Source organism: Pseudomonas sp. SR18, assembly GCF_023701505.1.
Classification (GTDB): Bacteria; Pseudomonadota; Gammaproteobacteria; order Pseudomonadales; family Pseudomonadaceae; genus Aquipseudomonas; species Aquipseudomonas cyclaminis.
Map to the genome: position 1 here is coordinate 267,419 of NZ_JAMQAU010000002.1, position 17,900 is coordinate 285,318.

The 17,900-nt window shown below is 59.5% G+C and carries 18 protein-coding genes; 8 read left to right on the plus strand and 10 right to left on the minus strand.

Annotation, left to right across the window (positions count from 1 at the left end; genetic code table 11):
* Positions 1–52 precede the first annotated feature (52 nt).
* Positions 53–457 (plus strand): acyl-CoA thioesterase, encoded by a 405-nt coding sequence (locus tag NDJ82_RS05070; RefSeq protein WP_003176975.1) that lies wholly within the window; start codon positions 53–55, stop codon positions 455–457.
* Positions 458–514: 57 nt separating this feature from the next.
* Positions 515–1,414, plus strand: a complete 900-nt coding sequence (locus tag NDJ82_RS05075) for a D-hexose-6-phosphate mutarotase (protein WP_250925027.1) — start codon at positions 515–517, stop codon at positions 1,412–1,414.
* A 55-nt stretch (positions 1,415–1,469) separates the two neighbouring features.
* Here NDJ82_RS05075 and NDJ82_RS05080 read toward each other — a convergent pair whose 3' ends face one another.
* From NDJ82_RS05080 to NDJ82_RS05100, 5 genes are all read right to left on the minus strand, one after another.
* The gene (locus NDJ82_RS05080; RefSeq protein ID WP_099586063.1) at positions 1,470–2,006 is read right to left on the minus strand and encodes a DUF3299 domain-containing protein; all 537 of its coding nucleotides are present in this window, start codon (positions 2,004–2,006) and stop codon (positions 1,470–1,472) included.
* 77 nt (positions 2,007–2,083) lie between these two features.
* Positions 2,084–2,329, minus strand: a complete 246-nt coding sequence (locus NDJ82_RS05085; RefSeq protein WP_099586064.1) for a GlsB/YeaQ/YmgE family stress response membrane protein — start codon at positions 2,327–2,329, stop codon at positions 2,084–2,086.
* A 104-nt stretch (positions 2,330–2,433) separates the two neighbouring features.
* Positions 2,434–3,519 carry a 5-(carboxyamino)imidazole ribonucleotide synthase gene (locus NDJ82_RS05090; RefSeq protein WP_250925028.1) on the minus strand — a complete coding sequence of 362 codons (1,086 nt, stop codon included), beginning with the start codon at positions 3,517–3,519 and terminating at the stop codon, positions 2,434–2,436.
* Between the two features lie 11 nt (positions 3,520–3,530).
* Positions 3,531–4,022, minus strand: coding sequence for a 5-(carboxyamino)imidazole ribonucleotide mutase (purE, locus tag NDJ82_RS05095; RefSeq protein ID WP_003176980.1), 492 nt, complete (start codon positions 4,020–4,022; stop codon positions 3,531–3,533).
* A 272-nt stretch (positions 4,023–4,294) separates the two neighbouring features.
* Positions 4,295–5,203, minus strand: a complete 909-nt coding sequence (locus NDJ82_RS05100; RefSeq protein ID WP_053127569.1) for a LysR substrate-binding domain-containing protein — start codon at positions 5,201–5,203, stop codon at positions 4,295–4,297.
* A 182-nt stretch (positions 5,204–5,385) separates the two neighbouring features.
* Between NDJ82_RS05100 and aspA the strand changes: the two genes are divergently transcribed.
* From aspA to NDJ82_RS05115, 3 genes are all read left to right on the plus strand, one after another.
* Positions 5,386–6,810, plus strand: coding sequence for an aspartate ammonia-lyase (aspA, locus tag NDJ82_RS05105; protein WP_032884466.1), 1,425 nt, complete (start codon positions 5,386–5,388; stop codon positions 6,808–6,810).
* 390 nt (positions 6,811–7,200) lie between these two features.
* On the plus strand, positions 7,201–8,646 hold the full coding sequence (locus tag NDJ82_RS05110) for an alanine/glycine:cation symporter family protein (RefSeq protein ID WP_158879256.1): 1,446 nt from the start codon (positions 7,201–7,203) through the stop codon (positions 8,644–8,646).
* A gap of 77 nt (positions 8,647–8,723) precedes the next feature.
* Positions 8,724–9,710, plus strand: a complete 987-nt coding sequence (locus NDJ82_RS05115; RefSeq protein ID WP_250925029.1) for an asparaginase — start codon at positions 8,724–8,726, stop codon at positions 9,708–9,710.
* A gap of 40 nt (positions 9,711–9,750) precedes the next feature.
* Here NDJ82_RS05115 and pdxR read toward each other — a convergent pair whose 3' ends face one another.
* Entirely contained in the window at positions 9,751–11,298 is a 1,548-nt protein-coding gene (pdxR, locus tag NDJ82_RS05120) for a MocR-like pyridoxine biosynthesis transcription factor PdxR (protein WP_250925030.1), read from the minus strand.
* Between the two features lie 90 nt (positions 11,299–11,388).
* Here pdxR and NDJ82_RS05125 point away from each other — a divergent pair, with 90 nt between their 5' ends.
* From NDJ82_RS05125 to NDJ82_RS05135, 3 genes are read left to right on the plus strand one after another with little or no spacing between them, the layout of a single operon-like run.
* A complete protein-coding gene (locus tag NDJ82_RS05125) occupies positions 11,389–12,027 on the plus strand; it encodes an FMN-binding negative transcriptional regulator (protein ID WP_250925031.1) in 639 nt (212 codons plus the stop codon).
* Positions 12,024–12,470, plus strand: coding sequence for a GNAT family N-acetyltransferase (locus tag NDJ82_RS05130; RefSeq protein ID WP_250925032.1), 447 nt, complete (start codon positions 12,024–12,026; stop codon positions 12,468–12,470). The genes NDJ82_RS05125 and NDJ82_RS05130 overlap by 4 nt, the downstream gene beginning before the upstream one ends.
* A 10-nt stretch (positions 12,471–12,480) precedes the next feature.
* On the plus strand, positions 12,481–13,152 hold the full coding sequence (locus NDJ82_RS05135) for a GNAT family N-acetyltransferase (RefSeq protein ID WP_250925033.1): 672 nt from the start codon (positions 12,481–12,483) through the stop codon (positions 13,150–13,152).
* A gap of 110 nt (positions 13,153–13,262) precedes the next feature.
* On the opposite strand, the gene NDJ82_RS05140 is transcribed toward NDJ82_RS05135, so the two are convergent.
* The 4 genes from NDJ82_RS05140 to NDJ82_RS05155 all read right to left on the minus strand — a co-directional run bounded on the left by NDJ82_RS05140 (position 13,263) and on the right by NDJ82_RS05155 (position 17,843).
* On the minus strand, positions 13,263–14,351 hold the full coding sequence (locus tag NDJ82_RS05140) for a BsuBI/PstI family type II restriction endonuclease (RefSeq protein WP_250925034.1): 1,089 nt from the start codon (positions 14,349–14,351) through the stop codon (positions 13,263–13,265).
* 11 nt (positions 14,352–14,362) lie between these two features.
* Positions 14,363–16,159, minus strand: a complete 1,797-nt coding sequence (locus tag NDJ82_RS05145; protein WP_250925035.1) for an HsdM family class I SAM-dependent methyltransferase — start codon at positions 16,157–16,159, stop codon at positions 14,363–14,365.
* A 234-nt stretch (positions 16,160–16,393) separates the two neighbouring features.
* On the minus strand, positions 16,394–16,633 hold the full coding sequence (locus NDJ82_RS05150; RefSeq protein WP_352230432.1) for a hypothetical protein: 240 nt from the start codon (positions 16,631–16,633) through the stop codon (positions 16,394–16,396).
* Positions 16,634–16,946: 313 nt separating this feature from the next.
* Positions 16,947–17,843 carry a homocysteine S-methyltransferase family protein gene (locus NDJ82_RS05155; protein ID WP_250925036.1) on the minus strand — a complete coding sequence of 299 codons (897 nt, stop codon included), beginning with the start codon at positions 17,841–17,843 and terminating at the stop codon, positions 16,947–16,949.
* Between the last annotated feature and the right edge of the window lie 57 nt (positions 17,844–17,900).

Sequence of the window (17,900 nt, forward strand, 5' to 3'; positions counted from 1 at the left end):
TACTCGGCCCACGCACGCGCAAGAACCCGCAGTCTTGAGAGGCATCTCCGGCATGATCGAACTCGAACAAGAAGACCCTATCCCGCAAGGCGACCTCGCCCTGCAAATCACCGCGCTTCCGCGCGAGACCAACGGCTTTGGCGATATCTTCGGCGGCTGGCTGGTCGCGCAGATGGACCTGGCCGGCACGGCAATGGCCAGCAAGGTCGCGGGCGGTCGCGTAGCCACCGTGGCGATTGATCGCATGGCGTTTCTGGTGCCGGTGGCAGTGGGCGCGCAGTTGTCCTTCTATACCCAGGCCCTGGAAATCGGCCGCAGTTCGATCCAGATGATGGTCGAAGTGTGGAGCGACGACCCGCTGTCCAGCGAATGGCGCAAGGTCACCGAGGCGGTGTTTGTGTTCGTCGCCATCGACGGCAGTGGCCGCACGCGTTCGGTGCCGTCGCGCGCACGTTAAACCTCGCCGGGTTTTGACGGTCCATTGCCCCATTGCCTGCCATGAAGAGTGCTGTGTATGCCTACGCCCCACGTTGAAACCCTGAAAATCGACGAGCTGGACTGCTGGCGTATCCGCCACAACGGCGCGCAATTGATGGTCGCCCAGCAGGGCGCGCATATCTTCAGTTACGGGCGTGAGGGCGAGCAGCCGCTGATCTGGCCTAACCCGGCGGCGGTGTTCAAGCAAGGCAAAGGCATCCGAACCGGTGTACCGGTGTGCTGGCCATGGTTTGGCGTGTTCGACCGCAACCCGCAAAGCGTAAAGGCGATGCGCCAGAGTGACCAACCTGCCGGCGCCCACGGTTTTGCGCGTACGGCACGCTGGGAATTGGCTGGGAGCAAACTGGAAGGCGAAGTGCTGCGCGTGGACCTGACACTGCCCGTACCGGCAGGCGGCTTCCCCGGCTGGCCTCATCAGGTTGACCTGACACTGAGCCTGCGGCTGGACGACCAACTGCACATCCGCCTGACCAGCCATAACCGGGGCACCGACACCGTCACCCTGAGCCAGGCGCTGCACACCTACTTCGCCGTCAGCGATGTGCGCAACGTGCAGGTCGACGGCCTGGACGGCTCGGCGTACATCGACACCGCCGATGGCTGGAGCGAGAAGAAGCAATCCGGCCTGCTGCACTTCAGTGCCGAGACCGACCGCATCTATCTCGACACGCCTGCAGAGCTGACCATCGTCGACAAGGATTGGCAGCGCCGTATCCAGCTCATCAGCGAAGGCTCGAAATCCACCGTGATCTGGAACCCGTGGACCGAACGCGCCAAGGCCTTCGACGACATGGCCGACGATGGCTGGACAGGCATGCTGTGCATCGAGACGGCGAATGTGCTGGAGGATGTGGTGGCGCTGGCGCCGGGTGAACATCACACGTTGGGCGTGAGCATCTGCGGTATAGCTCTGTAAACCCAATCAAATGTGGGAGGGGCAAGCCCCCTCCCACATGGTTATGTGTCGGGTTCTAGAGGTCTGACTCCTTCACCACACGCACCTTCCCCGCATCCAGCGCATACGCCGCATCCGCCAAGTCATTGTTGACCTTCTCCACCTTCAACGTGCCCGTCACCCACAGCGGCGTGTAGATATCATCCAGCTTCAACCCCTTGGGATAACGCACCAGCACCAATTGATTAGGCGGCGGTGGCGGCACGTGGATACACGCGCCTGGGTACGGCACCAGGAAGAACAGCGTGCTACGGCCCTTGGCATCGGTTTCCAACGGCACCGGGTAGCCACCGATACGGATGTTCTTGCCGTTCATGGCCGCCACGGTCTTGGTCGAATACATCACCGCGGGCAAGCCTTTGCTCTGCTTCAAACCACCCTTGTCGGTAAAGGTGCCTTGAGCTTCCGGGGAGTTGTGGTCGATCTCGGGCATGGCTTCGAGGGCCTTTTGGTCCGACATCGGCATCAGGTCGAGCCAGTCGGTTTCCGGCAATTCACTGGCGTGCGCCAGGCCAGAGCCCAGCAGGAGGAGAGTCAACAGAAGACGGCGCATGGAGAGGCTCGGCAATTACAAGTGCCGAGCATTCTAGCCCTCTGCGCCTGCGCAGCGCAGAGGACTTTGTCGGCTGATTACTTCTTTTTGATCAGGCCGTAGATCACCAGCAGGATGATCGCCCCGACCAGCGCGCCCAGAAAGCCTGCGCCCTGGCCCGCCTGGTAGATACCCAGTGCCTGACCACCGTAGGTCGCGGCCAGGGAGCCGGCAATACCCAGCAGGATGGTCATGATCCAGCCCATGCTGTCGTCGCCTGGCTTGAGGAAACGCGCGAGCAGGCCGACGATCAAGCCGATAAAGATGGTTCCGATGATACCCATGGCATTTCCCTCTGAATGAAGTGAGCTATGCCAAAGCCTAGTCAGGCTTTGGCATCCTGCAATCAGAGAGACGACGGCCACCAATGGTTCCCGTCGGGCTTGGCTTATTGCTCGGCGATCAGCGCTTCAACCTTGAGGATCTGCGCTTGCAGCGTCGCGCGGTCCTTGCAGCGCAGGTTGGCGTGGCCGACCTTGCGCCCGGCCTTGAAGGCTTTGCCGTAGTGATGCACGTGGCAATCGTCAATCGCCATCACACGCTCAACCGGCGGCACCACACCGATGAAGTTGAGCATGGCGCTCTCGCCGATCTTGGCCGTGGAGCCCAGGGGCAAGCCCGCTACCGCCCGCAGGTGGTTTTCGAACTGGCTGCACTCGGCGCCTTCAGTGGTCCAGTGCCCGGAGTTGTGCACGCGCGGGGCGATTTCGTTGGCCTTGAGGCCGCCGTCGACTTCAAAGAATTCGAACGCCATCACGCCGACATAATCCAGTTGCTTGAGCACACGGCTGGAATAGTCTTCGGCCAGCGCCTGCAACGGGTGCTCGGTACTGGCCACGGACAGCTTGAGAATGCCGCTGTCGTGGGTGTTGTGCACCAATGGGTAAAAGCGGGTCTCGCCATCACGGGCCCGCACGGCAATCAGCGAGACTTCACCGGTGAACGGCACGAAGCCTTCCAGCAGGCAGGCGACGCTGCCCAGTTCGGCGAAGGTGCCGACCACATCGGCAGCGGTGCGCAGGACCTTCTGGCCCTTGCCGTCGTAGCCCAGGGTACGGGTTTTCAACACGGCTGGCAGGCCGATGCTGGCGACAGCGGCGTCCAGGTCCGCCTGGGACTGGATGTCGGCGAAGGCGGGAGTCGGAATGCCCAGGTTCTTGAACATGCTCTTTTCGAACCAGCGGTCGCGAGCAATGCGCAGGGCTTCGGCGCTCGGGTACACCGGCACAAACTGCGACAGGAAGGCCACGGTTTCGGCCGGGACGCTTTCGAACTCGAAGGTCACCAGGTCGACCTCATCGGCCAGTTGGCGCAGGTGGTCCGGGTCGCTGTAGTCAGCACGCAGGTGTTCACCCAGGGCCGCAGCGCAGGCGTCCGGCGCCGGGTCCAGGAAAGCGAAGTTCATCCCCAGCGGGGTACCCGCCAAAGCCAGCATGCGGCCCAGTTGGCCGCCACCGATTACACCGATTTTCATCGTCAACAACCTCAGGCGATACGTGGGTCTGGATTGTCCAGCACGCTGTCTGTCTGCTCAGCACGGAATTTTTTCAGCACCGCGTGGAACTGCGGATGCTTGGCGCCCAGGATGCTGGCGGACAGCAGGGCAGCGTTGATCGCACCAGCCTTGCCGATCGCCAGGGTAGCCACCGGGATACCGGCCGGCATCTGCACGATGGACAACAGCGAATCCACGCCCGAGAGCATTGCCGACTGCACCGGTACGCCCAGCACTGGCAGGTGAGTCTTGGCTGCACACATGCCCGGCAGGTGCGCTGCGCCGCCGGCACCGGCGATGATTACCTCGATGCCACGGGATTCTGCTTCATCGGCATACTGGAACAGCAAATCCGGGGTGCGGTGGGCAGAGACCACTTTCACTTCATACGGAATGCCGAGTTTTTCCAGCATATCGGCGGTGTGGCTAAGGGTGGACCAATCGGACTTGGAGCCCATGATCACGCCAACCAATGCACTCATCGTCGTGCCTCTTCTCTCTGGGCGCCCGCAGGCGCGTCAAAAAACAACAAGCCACGCGGGAAATCCGGCGTGGCTTGGTGTACGAATTAAGGCCGGTTGGACCGGCCGAAGGCCGCGCAGTATACCGTAATAATCCAGATAAACAGCCCCTGGGATGACCATCTGTCTTACCGCCCAAACCGGCGGTTTTATTGACTCAAGAGTCAGTACAAAACACCGCAAAACCCTGTGGGAGGGGGCAAGCCCCCCCCCACATTCGATTCGTGTTTGGCTCAGGTACTTTGGGCAGCGCCACCTTCCAGTTTGCGCCACAACAACCGCACATTCGCCTTGCGCACCAACGCACACCGATACAGACGAATCTCCAGCGGCACATGCCATTGCGGCCCGCCGCACACCACCAGTTCGCCACGTGCCAATTCCGCCCGCACACTCAGTTGCGGCACCCAGGCGATGCCCAGGCCTTCCAGGGCCATGCTTTTGAGGCTGTCGGCCATGGCGGTTTCGTACACGGTGGTAAAACGCAGTGCGCGCTGGCGCAGCAGTAAATGCACCGAACGCCCGAGAAAGGCACCCGCGCTGTAGGCCAGCAACGGCACGCTGCCCTCGCCTTCCAGGTCAAACAGCGGTTTGCCGTCGGCATCGGCGGCGCACACCGGGAGCATTTCGGTGTTGCCCAAATGCAGCGACGGGAAGATTTCCGCGTCCATCTGCATTGCCGCGTCCGGGTCGTAGAACGCCAGCATCAGGTCGCAGCCACCTTCGCGCAGGGCGTGCACAGCATCGCCGACGTTGGTGGCGACCAGCCGCGTGGCGATGTTCAAACCCTCGTTGCGCAACTGCGCGATCCAGCGCGGGAAGAAACCCAGCGCAAGGGAGTGGGCGGCGGCCACTTGCATGACTTCGCCCTGCCCGCCTTCCAAATGATGCAAATGGCGCAGCACTTCACCAAGCTGCTCGACCACGGTGCGCGCGGTGACCAGAAACAGTTGCCCCGCCGCCGTCAGCTCCACCGGGGTGCGTGAGCGATTGACCAGGGTCAGCCCGAGCGCGGCCTCAAGGCTGCGGATACGTCGACTGAACGCCGGCTGGGTGACAAAGCGCCGCTCCGCCGCCTGGGAAAAGCTGCGCGTCGCCGCCAAGGCGCTGAAGTCTTCCAGCCATTTGCTCTCAAGGTTCATCACTGCCTCCCACGGGTACGCACCATTTTGGCACACACGCCCGCCATCATAGCCGGGTCACATCTGCATTATGCCGTTTATGCATAGGCCAGTGCTGAACAGCATTGGCCCAAATTTTCCTACAAGCCTAGCATTCGCGGTGTTCCGGCCTGTTCCGGGTCCCTATCGAGATGATTTCCGTCATGTCCTCCGCTGCATCATTCCGTACAGAAAAAGACCTGCTTGGCGTACTCGAAGTACCCGCCCAAGCGTATTACGGCATCCAGACCCTGCGAGCGGTGAATAACTTCCGCCTCTCGGGCGTTCCGATTTCGCATTACCCGAAATTGGTGGTCGGCCTGGCAATGGTCAAGCAAGCAGCCGCTGATGCCAACCGCGAGTTGGGCCAGCTCAGCGAAGCCAAGCACGCTGCCATCAGCGAAGCCTGTGCCCGTCTGATCCGCGGCGATTTCCACGAAGAGTTCGTGGTGGACATGATTCAAGGCGGCGCCGGCACTTCAACCAACATGAATGCCAACGAAGTCATCGCCAACATCGCGCTGGAGGCCATGGGTCACCAGAAGGGCGAATACCAATACCTGCACCCCAACAACGACGTGAACATGGCGCAGTCGACCAACGACGCCTACCCGACCGCGATCCGCCTGGGTCTGCTGCTGGGCCATGACGCGCTGCTGGCCAGCCTCGACAGCCTGATCCAAGCCTTCGCCGCCAAAGGCGTCGAGTTCGGCCACGTGCTCAAAATGGGCCGCACCCAACTGCAAGACGCCGTGCCGATGACCCTCGGCCAGGAATTCCGCGCCTTCGCCACCACCCTCAGCGAAGACCTGGCCCGCCTGAAAACCCTGGCGCCAGAGTTGCTGACCGAAGTGAACCTGGGCGGCACCGCCATCGGCACCGGCATCAACGCCGACCCGCGTTACCAGGCCCTGGCCGTACAACGCCTGGCCACCATCAGCGGCCAGCCGCTGGTACCGGCTGCCGACTTGATCGAAGCCACCTCCGACATGGGCGCCTTTGTGCTGTTCTCCGGCATGCTCAAGCGTACCGCCGTGAAGCTGTCGAAGATCTGCAACGACCTGCGCCTGCTGTCCAGCGGCCCACGCACCGGGATCAACGAGATCAACCTGCCGGCGCGTCAGCCAGGCAGCTCGATCATGCCTGGCAAGGTCAACCCGGTGATCCCGGAAGCCGTGAACCAAGTCGCGTTCCAAGTGATCGGCAACGACCTGGCCCTGACCATGGCGGCCGAAGGCGGCCAGTTGCAACTGAACGTGATGGAGCCGCTGATCGCTTTCAAGATCTTCGACTCGATCCGCCTGCTGCAACGCGCCATGGACATGCTGCGCGAACACTGCATCGTCGGCATCACCGCCAACGAAGCGCGCTGCCGCGAACTGGTGGAACATTCCATCGGCCTGGTCACCGCGCTGAACCCGTACATCGGCTATGAAAACGCCACCCGCATCGCGCGTATCGCTCTCGAAAGCGGCCGCGGCGTGCTGGAACTGGTGCGCGAAGAAGGCTTGCTCGACGACGCCATGCTCGACGACATCCTGCGCCCCGAAAACATGATCGCTCCACGCTTGGTCCCGTTGAAGGCCTAAGCGTTTGTTGCACTGCTCACCAGGTTGAGGGACTAGACACCTCTCACCTTTTGAGGGCCCGAAGGCTCGTTCTTCAGGCCCTTTTTTTTGCCTCAAGGTTGTGAAATGACGCCCATAAAAAATCCAATATCGCCCTGCAAACCCACCTTGCCTGCAACAGCTTGGCTGAAACCTTTAATCAGCCCGAGCAGACGGATCACGTTCGCCTAGGTATAGTGCCGCCCCTCTCGCGTCTGCGGCCGTCGGTAACGAGGCCCGGTACAGCGCGAAACCGCATGAATAACAACCCGCAAAAGGATTGGGGTCGAACGGTCGTGCACTGCCTGGTGCTTAGCGATTGCGTCGAACCGTCCTGCGTTTGCCATTAGAAAAATCAGCGAGGAACACTCCATGCTCGAAGTCATCAACGACTTCCTCTCAGGGAAAGTACTGATCGTGCTCATTGTCGGGCTCGGCGGTTATTTCACGATCCGCTCGCGTTTCGTACAACTGCGTCACTTTTTCCATATGTTCTCGGTGTTCAAAGACAGCCTGAAGAGCAGCTCCGGCCAACTCAGCTCGTTCCAGGCGCTGATGCTCAGCCTGGCCGGCCGCGTAGGCGCCGGTAACATTGCCGGTGTCGGCATTGCCGTTACCCTTGGCGGCCCAGGTGCCGTGTTCTGGATGTGGGTCACCGCGTTGGTGGGCATGTCGTCGAGCTTTATCGAGTGCTCCCTCGGCCAGCTGTACAAGCGCACTGACGCAGAGGGCACCTACCGTGGCGGCCCGGCCTATTACATCCAGCACGGCCTGCAAAAACGCTGGCTGGGTATGGTGATGGCGTTCCTGCTGCTGGTGACCTTCGGCTTCGCGTTCAACGGCCTGCAAGCCCACGCCGTGACCCACTCGCTCAACAACGCCTTCGGCCTCGACACCACCTACACCGGCCTGGCCCTGGCGGCATTGCTGGGCCTGGTGTTCATCGGCGGGATCAAGCGCATCGCCTCGATCGCCGACCTGCTGGTGCCGGTCAAGACCCTGATCTATATCGCCGTGACCCTGTACGTGATCGTGCTGCAATTCGACCACGTACCGGCCATGCTCGCGACCATCGTCAAGAGCGCGTTCGGCCTCGACCAGGCCTTCGGTGGCCTGGTGGGCAGCGCAATCATCATGGGTGTGAAGCGCGGCGTGTTCGCCAACGAAGCCGGTTTGGGCAGTGCGCCTAACGTGGCAGCGGTGGCCTCCGTAGAACACCCGATCGCCCAGGGCGTGGTCCAGGCGTTCAGCGTGTTCCTCGACACCTTCGTGATCTGCACCTGCACCGCGCTGCTGATCCTGCTTTCCGGCTTCTATACCCCAGGTTTTGAAGGCGACGGCATTGCCCTGACCCAGAACTCCCTGGCGGCAGTGGTCGGTGACTGGGGCCGCATGTTCATCTCGGTGGCCCTGGCGTTGTTCGTGTTCACCTCGATCATGTACAACTACTACCTCGGCGAGAGCAACCTGCGCTTCCTGGTGGGCAATAACCGCAAGGTGCTGATGGGCTACCGCGCATTGGTACTGGCGCTGATTTTCTGGGGCTCCATCGAGAACCTGAGCACGGTGTTCGCGTTTGCCGACATCACCATGACCCTGCTGGCCTTCGTTAACCTGTTCGCCCTGGCGTTCCTGTTCAAGATCGCCATGCGCATCCTGAACGACTACGACAACCAGCGCGCCGCAGGCATCAAGACCCCGGTGTTCGACTCCAGCCAGTTCCCTGACCTGGACCTGGACCGCACGGCTTGGCCGGCAAACCCGGTGAAATCCGAAGCGGCCCCGGCGGCGGAACTGAGCGCTCAAGCGCAACGTTAATCGCAGCTAGATGACACGCCGCCCGGCCTTGGGCATGCTCTGGGCCCGGCGGCGTTTTTCGTTCAGGAGATTCTTCGATGCAACCAGCTAACAACGTGATGGTGCTCTACACCGGCGGCACCATCGGCATGCAGGCCAGCGCCAATGGCCTGGCCCCGGCATCCGGCTTTGAAGCCCGCATGCGCGAGCAGCTCGCCAACCAGCAAGTGCCCACGTGGCGCTTCCGGGAAATGGCGCCGCTGATCGACAGCGCCAACATGACGCCCGCTTATTGGCAGCGCCTGCACACCGCCGTGATCGACGCCGTGGACGCGGGTTGCGACGCTGTGTTGATCCTGCACGGCACCGACACCCTGGCCTACAGCGCAGCCGCCATGAGCTTCCAACTGCTGGGCCTGCCGGCGCCGGTGGTGTTTACCGGCTCGATGTTGCCGGCGGGCGTGCCGGACAGCGATGCCTGGGAAAACGTCAGCGGAGCACTGGCGGCGTTGGATCAAGGCCTGGCGCCCGGCGTGCATTTGTATTTCCACGGCGCGCTGATGGCCCCGACCCGTTGCGCGAAGATCCGCAGCTTTGGTCGCCATCCGTTTGCAGCACTGCAGCGCAGCAGCGGCGCGAGCAAGGCCGATACAACCCCGGCAGCCCTGGACTACCGTCAGCCCAAGGCGCTGGCCAACATCGGTGTGCTGCCGCTGGTGCCGGGCATGAGCGCCGTGCAATTGGATGCCATGATCGACAGCGGTATCCAGGCGTTGGTCCTGGAGTGTTATGGCAGCGGCACCGGCCCCAGCGACAACCCGGCCTTCCTCGACAGCCTCAAACGGGCCCAGGAGCAGGGTGTGGTCGTGGTGGCAATCACGCAATGCCATGAAGGCGGTGTAGAACTGGATGTGTACGAAGCGGGCAGCCGCCTGCGTGGCGTAGGCGTGTTGTCGGGCGGTGGGATGACCCGTGAGGCGGCATTCGGCAAGCTCAACGCGCTGATCGGCGCCGGCCTCGCCACCGCCGAGGTTCGCCGCCTGGTGGAGCTGGACCTGTGCGGTGAGCTGATCGCCTATACATAATCACCTCCGCCGCTGACCTGTCGGTCCCTTGCATGGACCCTCATGACCAGGCTTTACGCAAGCGCATAAGCGCCTGGGCAATTGCGGCTTCGGGCACCGCCGCGAACCCCAGGACCAGGCCGGCACGTTGGTCGGGCGCGGTGACAGAGTTCGGCAGCCAATAAGTGCTCAGGCCATTGATCTCGACATCGGCGGAACGCGCCTGGGCCAGCAGCTCACGCTCCCGGGCGAGGCTGTCCACGCGTACGGTCAAGTGCAGGCCGGCGGCGACGCCGGGCAACTCGCCAACCCCCGGCAGTGCGTGCGGCCATCCTGCCAGCAAGGTGTTACGCCGACTCAACGCGGCGCGGCGCATGCGGCGAATGTGCCGCTGGAAATGCCCCGTCGCCATGAACTCGGCCATTACCGCCTGGGTGCTGATCTCCGAGTGCCGCACATCCACTGCCCGGCGCTGAGCGAATGCCTGCACCAAGCCTGGCGGCAGTACCAGATACCCGAGGCGCAGCGCCGGGAACGCGACCTTGCCAAAAGTGCCGACGTACAACACCCGTCCACTGCGATCCAGCGCCGCCAAAGGTGCCAGCGGCGCGCCGCTGTAGCGGTACTCGCCATCGTAGTCGTCCTCGATGATCCAACAGCCACGTCGTTCGGCCCAGGCCAACAGTTCCAGGCGCCGCGTCAGGCTCATCACCACGCCCAACGGGTATTGGTGGGATGGGGTGACGTACGCCAAATGACAGTCATCCAGCGCCGACAGCGCCGTGCAGTCGATGCCTTCCTGGTCTACGGCTACGCCATGCAAGGTTGCCCCGGCAACGGCGAAGGCATGGCCGGCGGCGCGGTAGCCTGGATTTTCAATGGCCACCCCCGTACCGGGCTCAACCAACAGCTGTGCACAAAGGCTGATTGCCTGCTGCGCGCCACTGGTGATCACTATTTGCTCAGCACTGCAATGCATACCCCGGGAACTGCGCAGATAAGCAGCGATCAAGCCACGCAAGCGGCCATCACCCGCCGGGTCGCCGTAACACAGCTGCTGAAAGTCCGGCTTGCGCCAGAATGCCGCGTTCAGCTTGGCCCACACGTCGAAAGGGAACAGATCAAAAGCCGGCACGCCCACGCGAAAAGCTCGTGGAGGACCCGTTGGCGGCAGCGGCAGATGATTCTTTTCCATCCGCTCAATAGCCGGGCTGTGGATAACCTGCGCCGGGAAATTTTCTGCTGATTCGGCGCAAATTGTGGATAAGGCTGGGGATAAGCCTGTTGAAAACCCTGTGGACAGTTTTGTGGATAATTTTTTTGTCGGACTCGGCGCAGGCGTCAATTGCGCCACATACGTGCCATCACCCACCCGCCCTTCGATAAACCCTTCGGCGTACAGCTGATCGTAGGCCCGCACCACGCTGTTGCGGGAGATCGCCAGCGCGGCCGCCAGATCGCGGCTGGCCGGCAAACGTGTGCCGCTGACCAATCGCCCGTCCAACACCCGTTGGCGCAACGCTTGATAAAGCTGACGGCTAAGGCCCTGGCGGCGATCCAGCTCAATACCGGCGGGGTTAAAGGACAGCGGAGGTTCGATGGCTGGCACGCAATTGGACCTATGAAATGAGCAGTAGATGGCTCTTACAACGAACCATTAGCCTGCCTAGGATGCAGGCATTCGCCAAGGAAAATATTTATGTACACACCTCGCGCCTTCGCCATCGACGACTTGCCTGAAATCCAGCAACTGATCCAGCACACACGCCTGGCGCAGGTGGTGACCTTTGGCGAGCAAGGCCTGCAGGCCAGTCACCTGCCGCTGTTGCTCAACCCCGATGAAGGCCCCAACGGCACGCTCTATGGACACCTGGCCAAGGCCAATCCGCAATGGCGCGACTTGCAAAATGGCAGCGACGCGCTAGTGATTTTCGCAGGCGCCGACGCCTACATCAGCCCGGCGTTCTACCCGGCCAAGGCCGAGCACGGCAAAGTGGTGCCGACCTGGAACTACATCGCCGTCCACGCTTACGGCAAAGCTGAAGTGTTCACCGAGGCCGAGCGCCTGCTCGCGCTGGTCAGCGCCCTGACCGAGCGCCACGAAACCGGCCGCGCCCAACCCTGGGCCGTCAGCGACGCTCCGGCCGACTACATTGACGGCATGCTCAAGGCCATCGTCGGCTTCGCCCTGCCGATCAAACGTGTGATCGGCAAACGCAAACTCGGCCAGAACCGCAGCGCGGCAGATATGGCCGGCATGCGCGAAGGCCTGGCCGCCAGCCCCGACGTGCGCGACCAGGCCCTCGCGCGCTTTATTCCCCAAGGAGTTTCAGAATGAGCCAGATCGACATCCGCCCCGTCACCGCCGCCGACGACGCCGCGTGGCTGCCACTGTGGCAGGCCTATTTGACCTTCTACAACACCGAGCTGCCTGACGCAGTGAGCCAGAGCACCTGGCAACGCCTGATCAATCCCCAGGAACCGACCTACTCGGCCCTGGCCTGGCAGGACGGCAAGGCAGTGGGCATGGTTAACTTCATCTACCACCGCTCCAACTGGAGCATCGAGAACTCCTGCTACCTGCAGGACCTGTTTGTGGACCCGAGCCAGCGCGGTACCGGCGTGGGTCGCAAACTGATCGAATTCGTCTACACCACCGCCAAAGCGGACGGCTGCTGCAAGGTCCACTGGTTGACCCATGAGACCAACGCCACGGCGATTCAGCTGTACGAACGCATCGCCGAACGCCCTGGCTTTATCCAATTTCGCAAAGGCCTTTAAGGAGCGCAGCATGTCCATTTCCCCCGCCGACTGGAAAGGCGTCCCGGCACCCAGCACCCACCTGCTTGAAGGGCGCTTTATTCGCCTGGAAAAACTCGACCCGGCACGCCACACCGATCAGCTGTGGCAAGCCCTCGATGGCCCCGGCGCCGATCCGAAGCTTTGGGATTACCTGCCTTACGGGCCGTTTACCGAGCGTGCCGCATTCGATGCCTGGCTGAACAACCACGCCGCCAACAGCGACCCGTATTTCTTCAGCGTGGTTGACCGCGCCAGCGGCGAAGTACAGGGCATCCTCAGCCTGATGTCCATCGTCCCGGCCCAGGGCCGCATCGAGATCGGCCACGTCACTTTTGGCGCGCCGATGCAACGCTCGCCGAAAAGCACCGAAGCCGTTTACCTGCTGGCCAAGTACGCATTCGAACAGGGCTACCGCCGCCTGGAATGGAAGTGCAACAACGGCAATGCCCGCTCCAAATACGCGGCCGAGCGGTTGGGGTTCAGTTTCGAGGGAGTGTTCCGCCAGCACATGGTGGTCAAGGGGCAGAACCGCGATACCGCGTGGTATTCGATTCTGGATGGGGAGTGGCCGAAGGTAGGCGCAGGGTTTGAGGCGTGGTTGTCGGAGGGGAACCAGGCAGGCGATGGCCAGCTGAAAACACTAGTGGAGTGTCGCAATTGAGTTTTTAAACACTCTGGATAAATGCGGAAACCGAACTTGCCCGCGAGTGTGGCTCAATAGTCGTAAAAACCGACTTAAAATAACCACATCGCGAGCAGGCGACTATATATCTAACAATCGCCTTGCTGAAAAAGATCAAAATTGAGCTTCGCCAACAAACGGGTGTTGTTTCTAAAGACTATGAGATTGTCCGGCTCAGACATAAACCAAGCAAAAGATCCCCATGCTAGCCCTGACATTGTTTTTTTATATCCAGCCGTTTCGCGATCCGCATAAGCGGTCACAAAAGCAACCTGCGAACGGTCGAACCCACCTTTGTCGGTTATCGCATACAGAGCTTCTTGTCTACGAGGCGTAATCGCCCCATCAGTGGCAACCACCTCCACAAAAACTATCAAAGGCTGTGATGGCCCAACATCAACTAAAATCAGGTCAGGAAGATCCTTGTTCGCTTGAATATCTAAACCGATAGCTAACGCCAACTTAACATCTGAATGAACCGTTTTGTTACCAGACTCGCTGAGCCAAATCACGCCTGGCTCCTCTAGAAACTTAACAGAAAACACCTCGACCACCGCTTTAGATATATCAGAACTTGGACCATGAATAAGTCGACGGGTATCCCCATTGGGAAAATTCACCAATACGCCATCTTTGGTAATGGTTCCAGCACGCATAAGAGAAACACGTGCTCGCGCGCTGTGCGACAGATGATTTTTTTGCCAAGCCAAAATAGCAATATCTAATAATTCGCCTACTAAATCAGGATCGAATAGTGCCGCAAGATTTTTTTTCAATGCGTAACGCGGAGCACCTGACGTTGTAGGCACGCCAGCCTTTTCAATTACAGCCCCTACAACAAGCAACCCTTCGCGAAGGGTCTCATCACGAATGGGCTCTCTTGTATTGTCTGCATACCATCGGCTACCAGGTACACTATAAGATTTTTTGCGCAGATTACTGCGGTAACTTAAACGCGCCTCATCAGTAATATTTTCCGCTTGTACATCTGTCATACGATAAACATGTACCGGGCCGAGCCAAACATCAGCATCTTCAACAGCACCAATGTATAGCATCGCAAAAACTGTACTGGCCGTGATTTCACGAATGCAGTAGGTACGGTTTGGCGTACCCTCTGGAAAAATAGCAGGTAGCCTTTCAGAAATCAGTTTTCGTGATACATAGGGTGGAAGCACGGTTTTCATCCTTAAAAAAGTTCAGAGCAGGCTGCTTCAATGACATCTTTTGAGCAATCTGCTGCTACCAATCGGCTTAGCTCAGCCAAATCGGCAGGAGCAGGAAGAGGGAGCGACTCCAACTCGTAGGCAGACACGGCTACTGAACCACTAACACATCGAAAAGCTCGATCCGCCGCACCACTATTAAGAAAAGCGGCAAGCACAGATGGGCTAACGGTAGGAGCATCGGTAATCTGCCTAATCATATTAATATGATTCTCAATAACAACTCCCCCGTGCAGCTCCAGAAACTCTATTGGAAGTGCCGTGGCAATTAGGCGCCGACTTTGCTCTTTAGCGGTTGTTCGCTGTAGTAGTACGCAAGGCTGTGTTGTTAACAAATGACGCTCCGAAGGCTTCAACTCGAAATAGGGAGCATGGTTTTTTCTATTTGCCCTGAATATGAACTGTCCATCCCAAGTGATAGCCTCCGCCCAAATAAGTGGAAACCTCTGCTCCCCCCACTTATAAACCAGTTGCGATTTGTGCCGATTCCAAACTAAAGGCCCAGTACTGACTCCGTAGCCCCAATCCGCGAGGCGACACGGCATTTTCGCCAGTTTAGCTACCAACTTGCTTTGACCAGAATTACGTGGCAAGAGCCAAGGCAATGTGGAGTCTTTAGGGAGGCAAATTGATCCAGCATCGACCACCTCTATTGCCCCGCCTGAAACTAATGCAACTTCTGATACCTTAACGGGAACTGACGCACCAGCTCTGCGGTAAGTTGTAAGTGCCATTTCCTGAAGCACGTCGTCAAAAACGCCTTTACGAGCAGCAACGAAGTCAATCGCTAAAGGTGGTGCTTCCTGAGCTATTACAGATCGGAGATTTTTGAAGTACCCTCCGGCTAAAAAAGAAGTAGGTGTAATATAGGCGATTAATCCACCAGGTTTGGTCTGACGAATTGCAAGGTCAGTAAATAAACCGTAGAGGTTCGCATGACCATATAAAGAGCGACTATAGAGCTCGCGCGTTTCAGCGTCGAGCTTAGCCTTACCATAAGGAGGATTACCTATCACTAGGTCAAACGGATCTTTCACGGGAGGCTGACGAAGCGAGTCACAAACCGTCACCATGATGGGCAGCGTCAACCCTGACACGCTACTAATAGGTAACAACACAGCATCAAGAGTGACTTGACTGAGCCAAGCACCAAATGGATCGATTTCAAATCCATGCAGACGATTTCCGATGCTTTGCAGCAACAGCTTAGGACTGCAACCCTCAAGCTCTTCCATAATTCGCTGTGCGATAGGTGCGAGGAAGGCACCACCGCCACATGCTGGATCTAGAACACGACATTTTGCCCAATTGACCTTCGCAGCGGTTGCCTGGTCGAGAAGACGAGCTGTGAGTGCAGGGGGTGTATAAAAGACGCCAAACTCTCCACGATGTTGTGTGGGAAGCATCCCTGTATAGATCAATCCAATCTGATACGCCGCCGCCTCCGCGTCGAGCTTGGCCGCCATCTTACCAATCTGGTCCGCGAGCGAACGCGCGATTGAAGGAAGTTCCAATGTCTCAAACGCTGCAATCGGGGAGCGTAACTCCTGAGGGACCATATGGCCCTCTGTGAGGCCTCCCCACCAAGCCTGAATAACCCTGGAACCAAAGGAGCGGGTCAGGGCAAGCTGTTCGGAAGCTGGAAAATTAGCCGACATTGAGCGAGCCATGGATTTTGCAGACGCCAGCGATTGAGCAGGCAAGTCCAAAACACTTGAAGTTTCTAGCTCAACAAACGCGATTTGTGCCTCTTTTGCCATACACCCCCCATTACGGGCCGCGATTCTACCTTGCTTTGAAGAATTAGACGTCCCGCTCATCGCGATCACGCGATGTTGCGTTAAAAAATGGAAATCAACAATTGCCAATTGCCCGAGTGGAAATGAAACCCACGCGGTAGATTTTTCGAATCACTGTATAAAAATACAGCATTTTTGAATCATGGCGAATTCTCTAGACGGATGGGGTGCTATGGCCTGCTTTGACCTTCCAACCTAACGCCTGCAAAGCGTCACACCATCCTGCAACAATACGTGTGCTGCCGAGGCGACATGTTGCAGGTCGGCGCCTTCAGCCAGTTCGGTACTCAAGCAGGTGACACTGTTCAGCAGGTTCCACGCGGCCTGGATACGCTGCGTGGCAGTTTCAAACAGCTCGCAGGCATCAGCATCGGCATTGAGGAAGAAGACTGGATCACAGCTGATGTTGCTGTCCAGTGGGGTGTAGTTAGGCATGGGTATATCTCATTTATTAGATGAAAACGGCCACCCACAGCGGCTAAACAAAATGGGTGGCAGCTGTACGAGGGTTAGCCGACCGGGAAAAATGAAAAACCCGGCACACCCGAAAGTGTCCCGCGCACAGCCGCCATAAATCAAGGTGCGGCAAAAAGCTCCACGTTTGAACGGGCGCTTGTGCATCATTTTTTCCGACCGGCTAAAGTCGACCGCCGATGTCTCGGCGACTGCTGAGCTATAGGTGAGCCGTCGGATGATACAAACCGCCCAAGTGGACAGTAGCCTTAGTTAAAGAGCCTTCCTACAAGTTCTAACGAAACTGCTGGGCCAGCACCGCAATATGCTCCGGCCCGATCCCGCAGCAACCGCCCAAGTGGCTGGCACCGCGTTTCTGCCAGTCCGCGGCCCAATGCAGGTAGCCCGGCGGGTCGAGGTCGTCGCGCAATGGGTCCAGGCCATCATTGGCCGTGGCTTCCTTGGGTTGTGGCGGGAAGGCATTGGCGTAGGCGCCGATCTGGATCGCCACGCCAAGGCGCGCGAAGGTCTGACGCGCCGCGTCGATGGCCGCGCCAATCACTTCCGGCTGGCTGCAATTGAACAACAGCACCTGCACACCCAACTGCGCCGCCGCTTCGGCGGCGTCTGCCACCGGCTCGCCGGAGCGCAGGCGCGGCACGTCGTCGGTGTCTTCGTCTTTCAAGGTAAACGACAGCCAGAACGGCTTGCCATCCTGCGGCAGGCCGGCCTTGATCGCCTTCGCCTCAATGATCGAACTCTGGGTTTCCGCCAGCCACAGATCAACGTGGGGCGCCAGGCCCTTTACCAGAGGCGTCAGCAGTTCGGTCACCCGCTCAGCCTCGAACAGATCGGGGCGATACGAGCCAAACAGCGGCGGCAGCGAACCGGCCACCCGCACGTTTTTGCCCGAGGCCGTCACCGCACGACGCGCCAACTCACCCGCCAACGCCGCCAGGGCTTGGCCTTCAGCCGCAAACCGCGCTTCACCGATATGAAACGGCACCACCGCGTAGCTGTTGCTGGTGATCACGTTGGCACCGCTGTCGATATAGGCCGCGTGTACCGCCTCCACCGCCTGCGGCGCTTCGCTCAAGGCCAACGCCGACCACTCCGGCTGGCGGAACGGCGCGCCACGGCGTTGCAGTTCACGGCCCATGCCACCATCGAGGATTACTGTTTCTGCGCCCATATGCTTTTTACTCATAAGCTTATGAAAATAACTCACTATGAGAGTCGTTCTTATAAC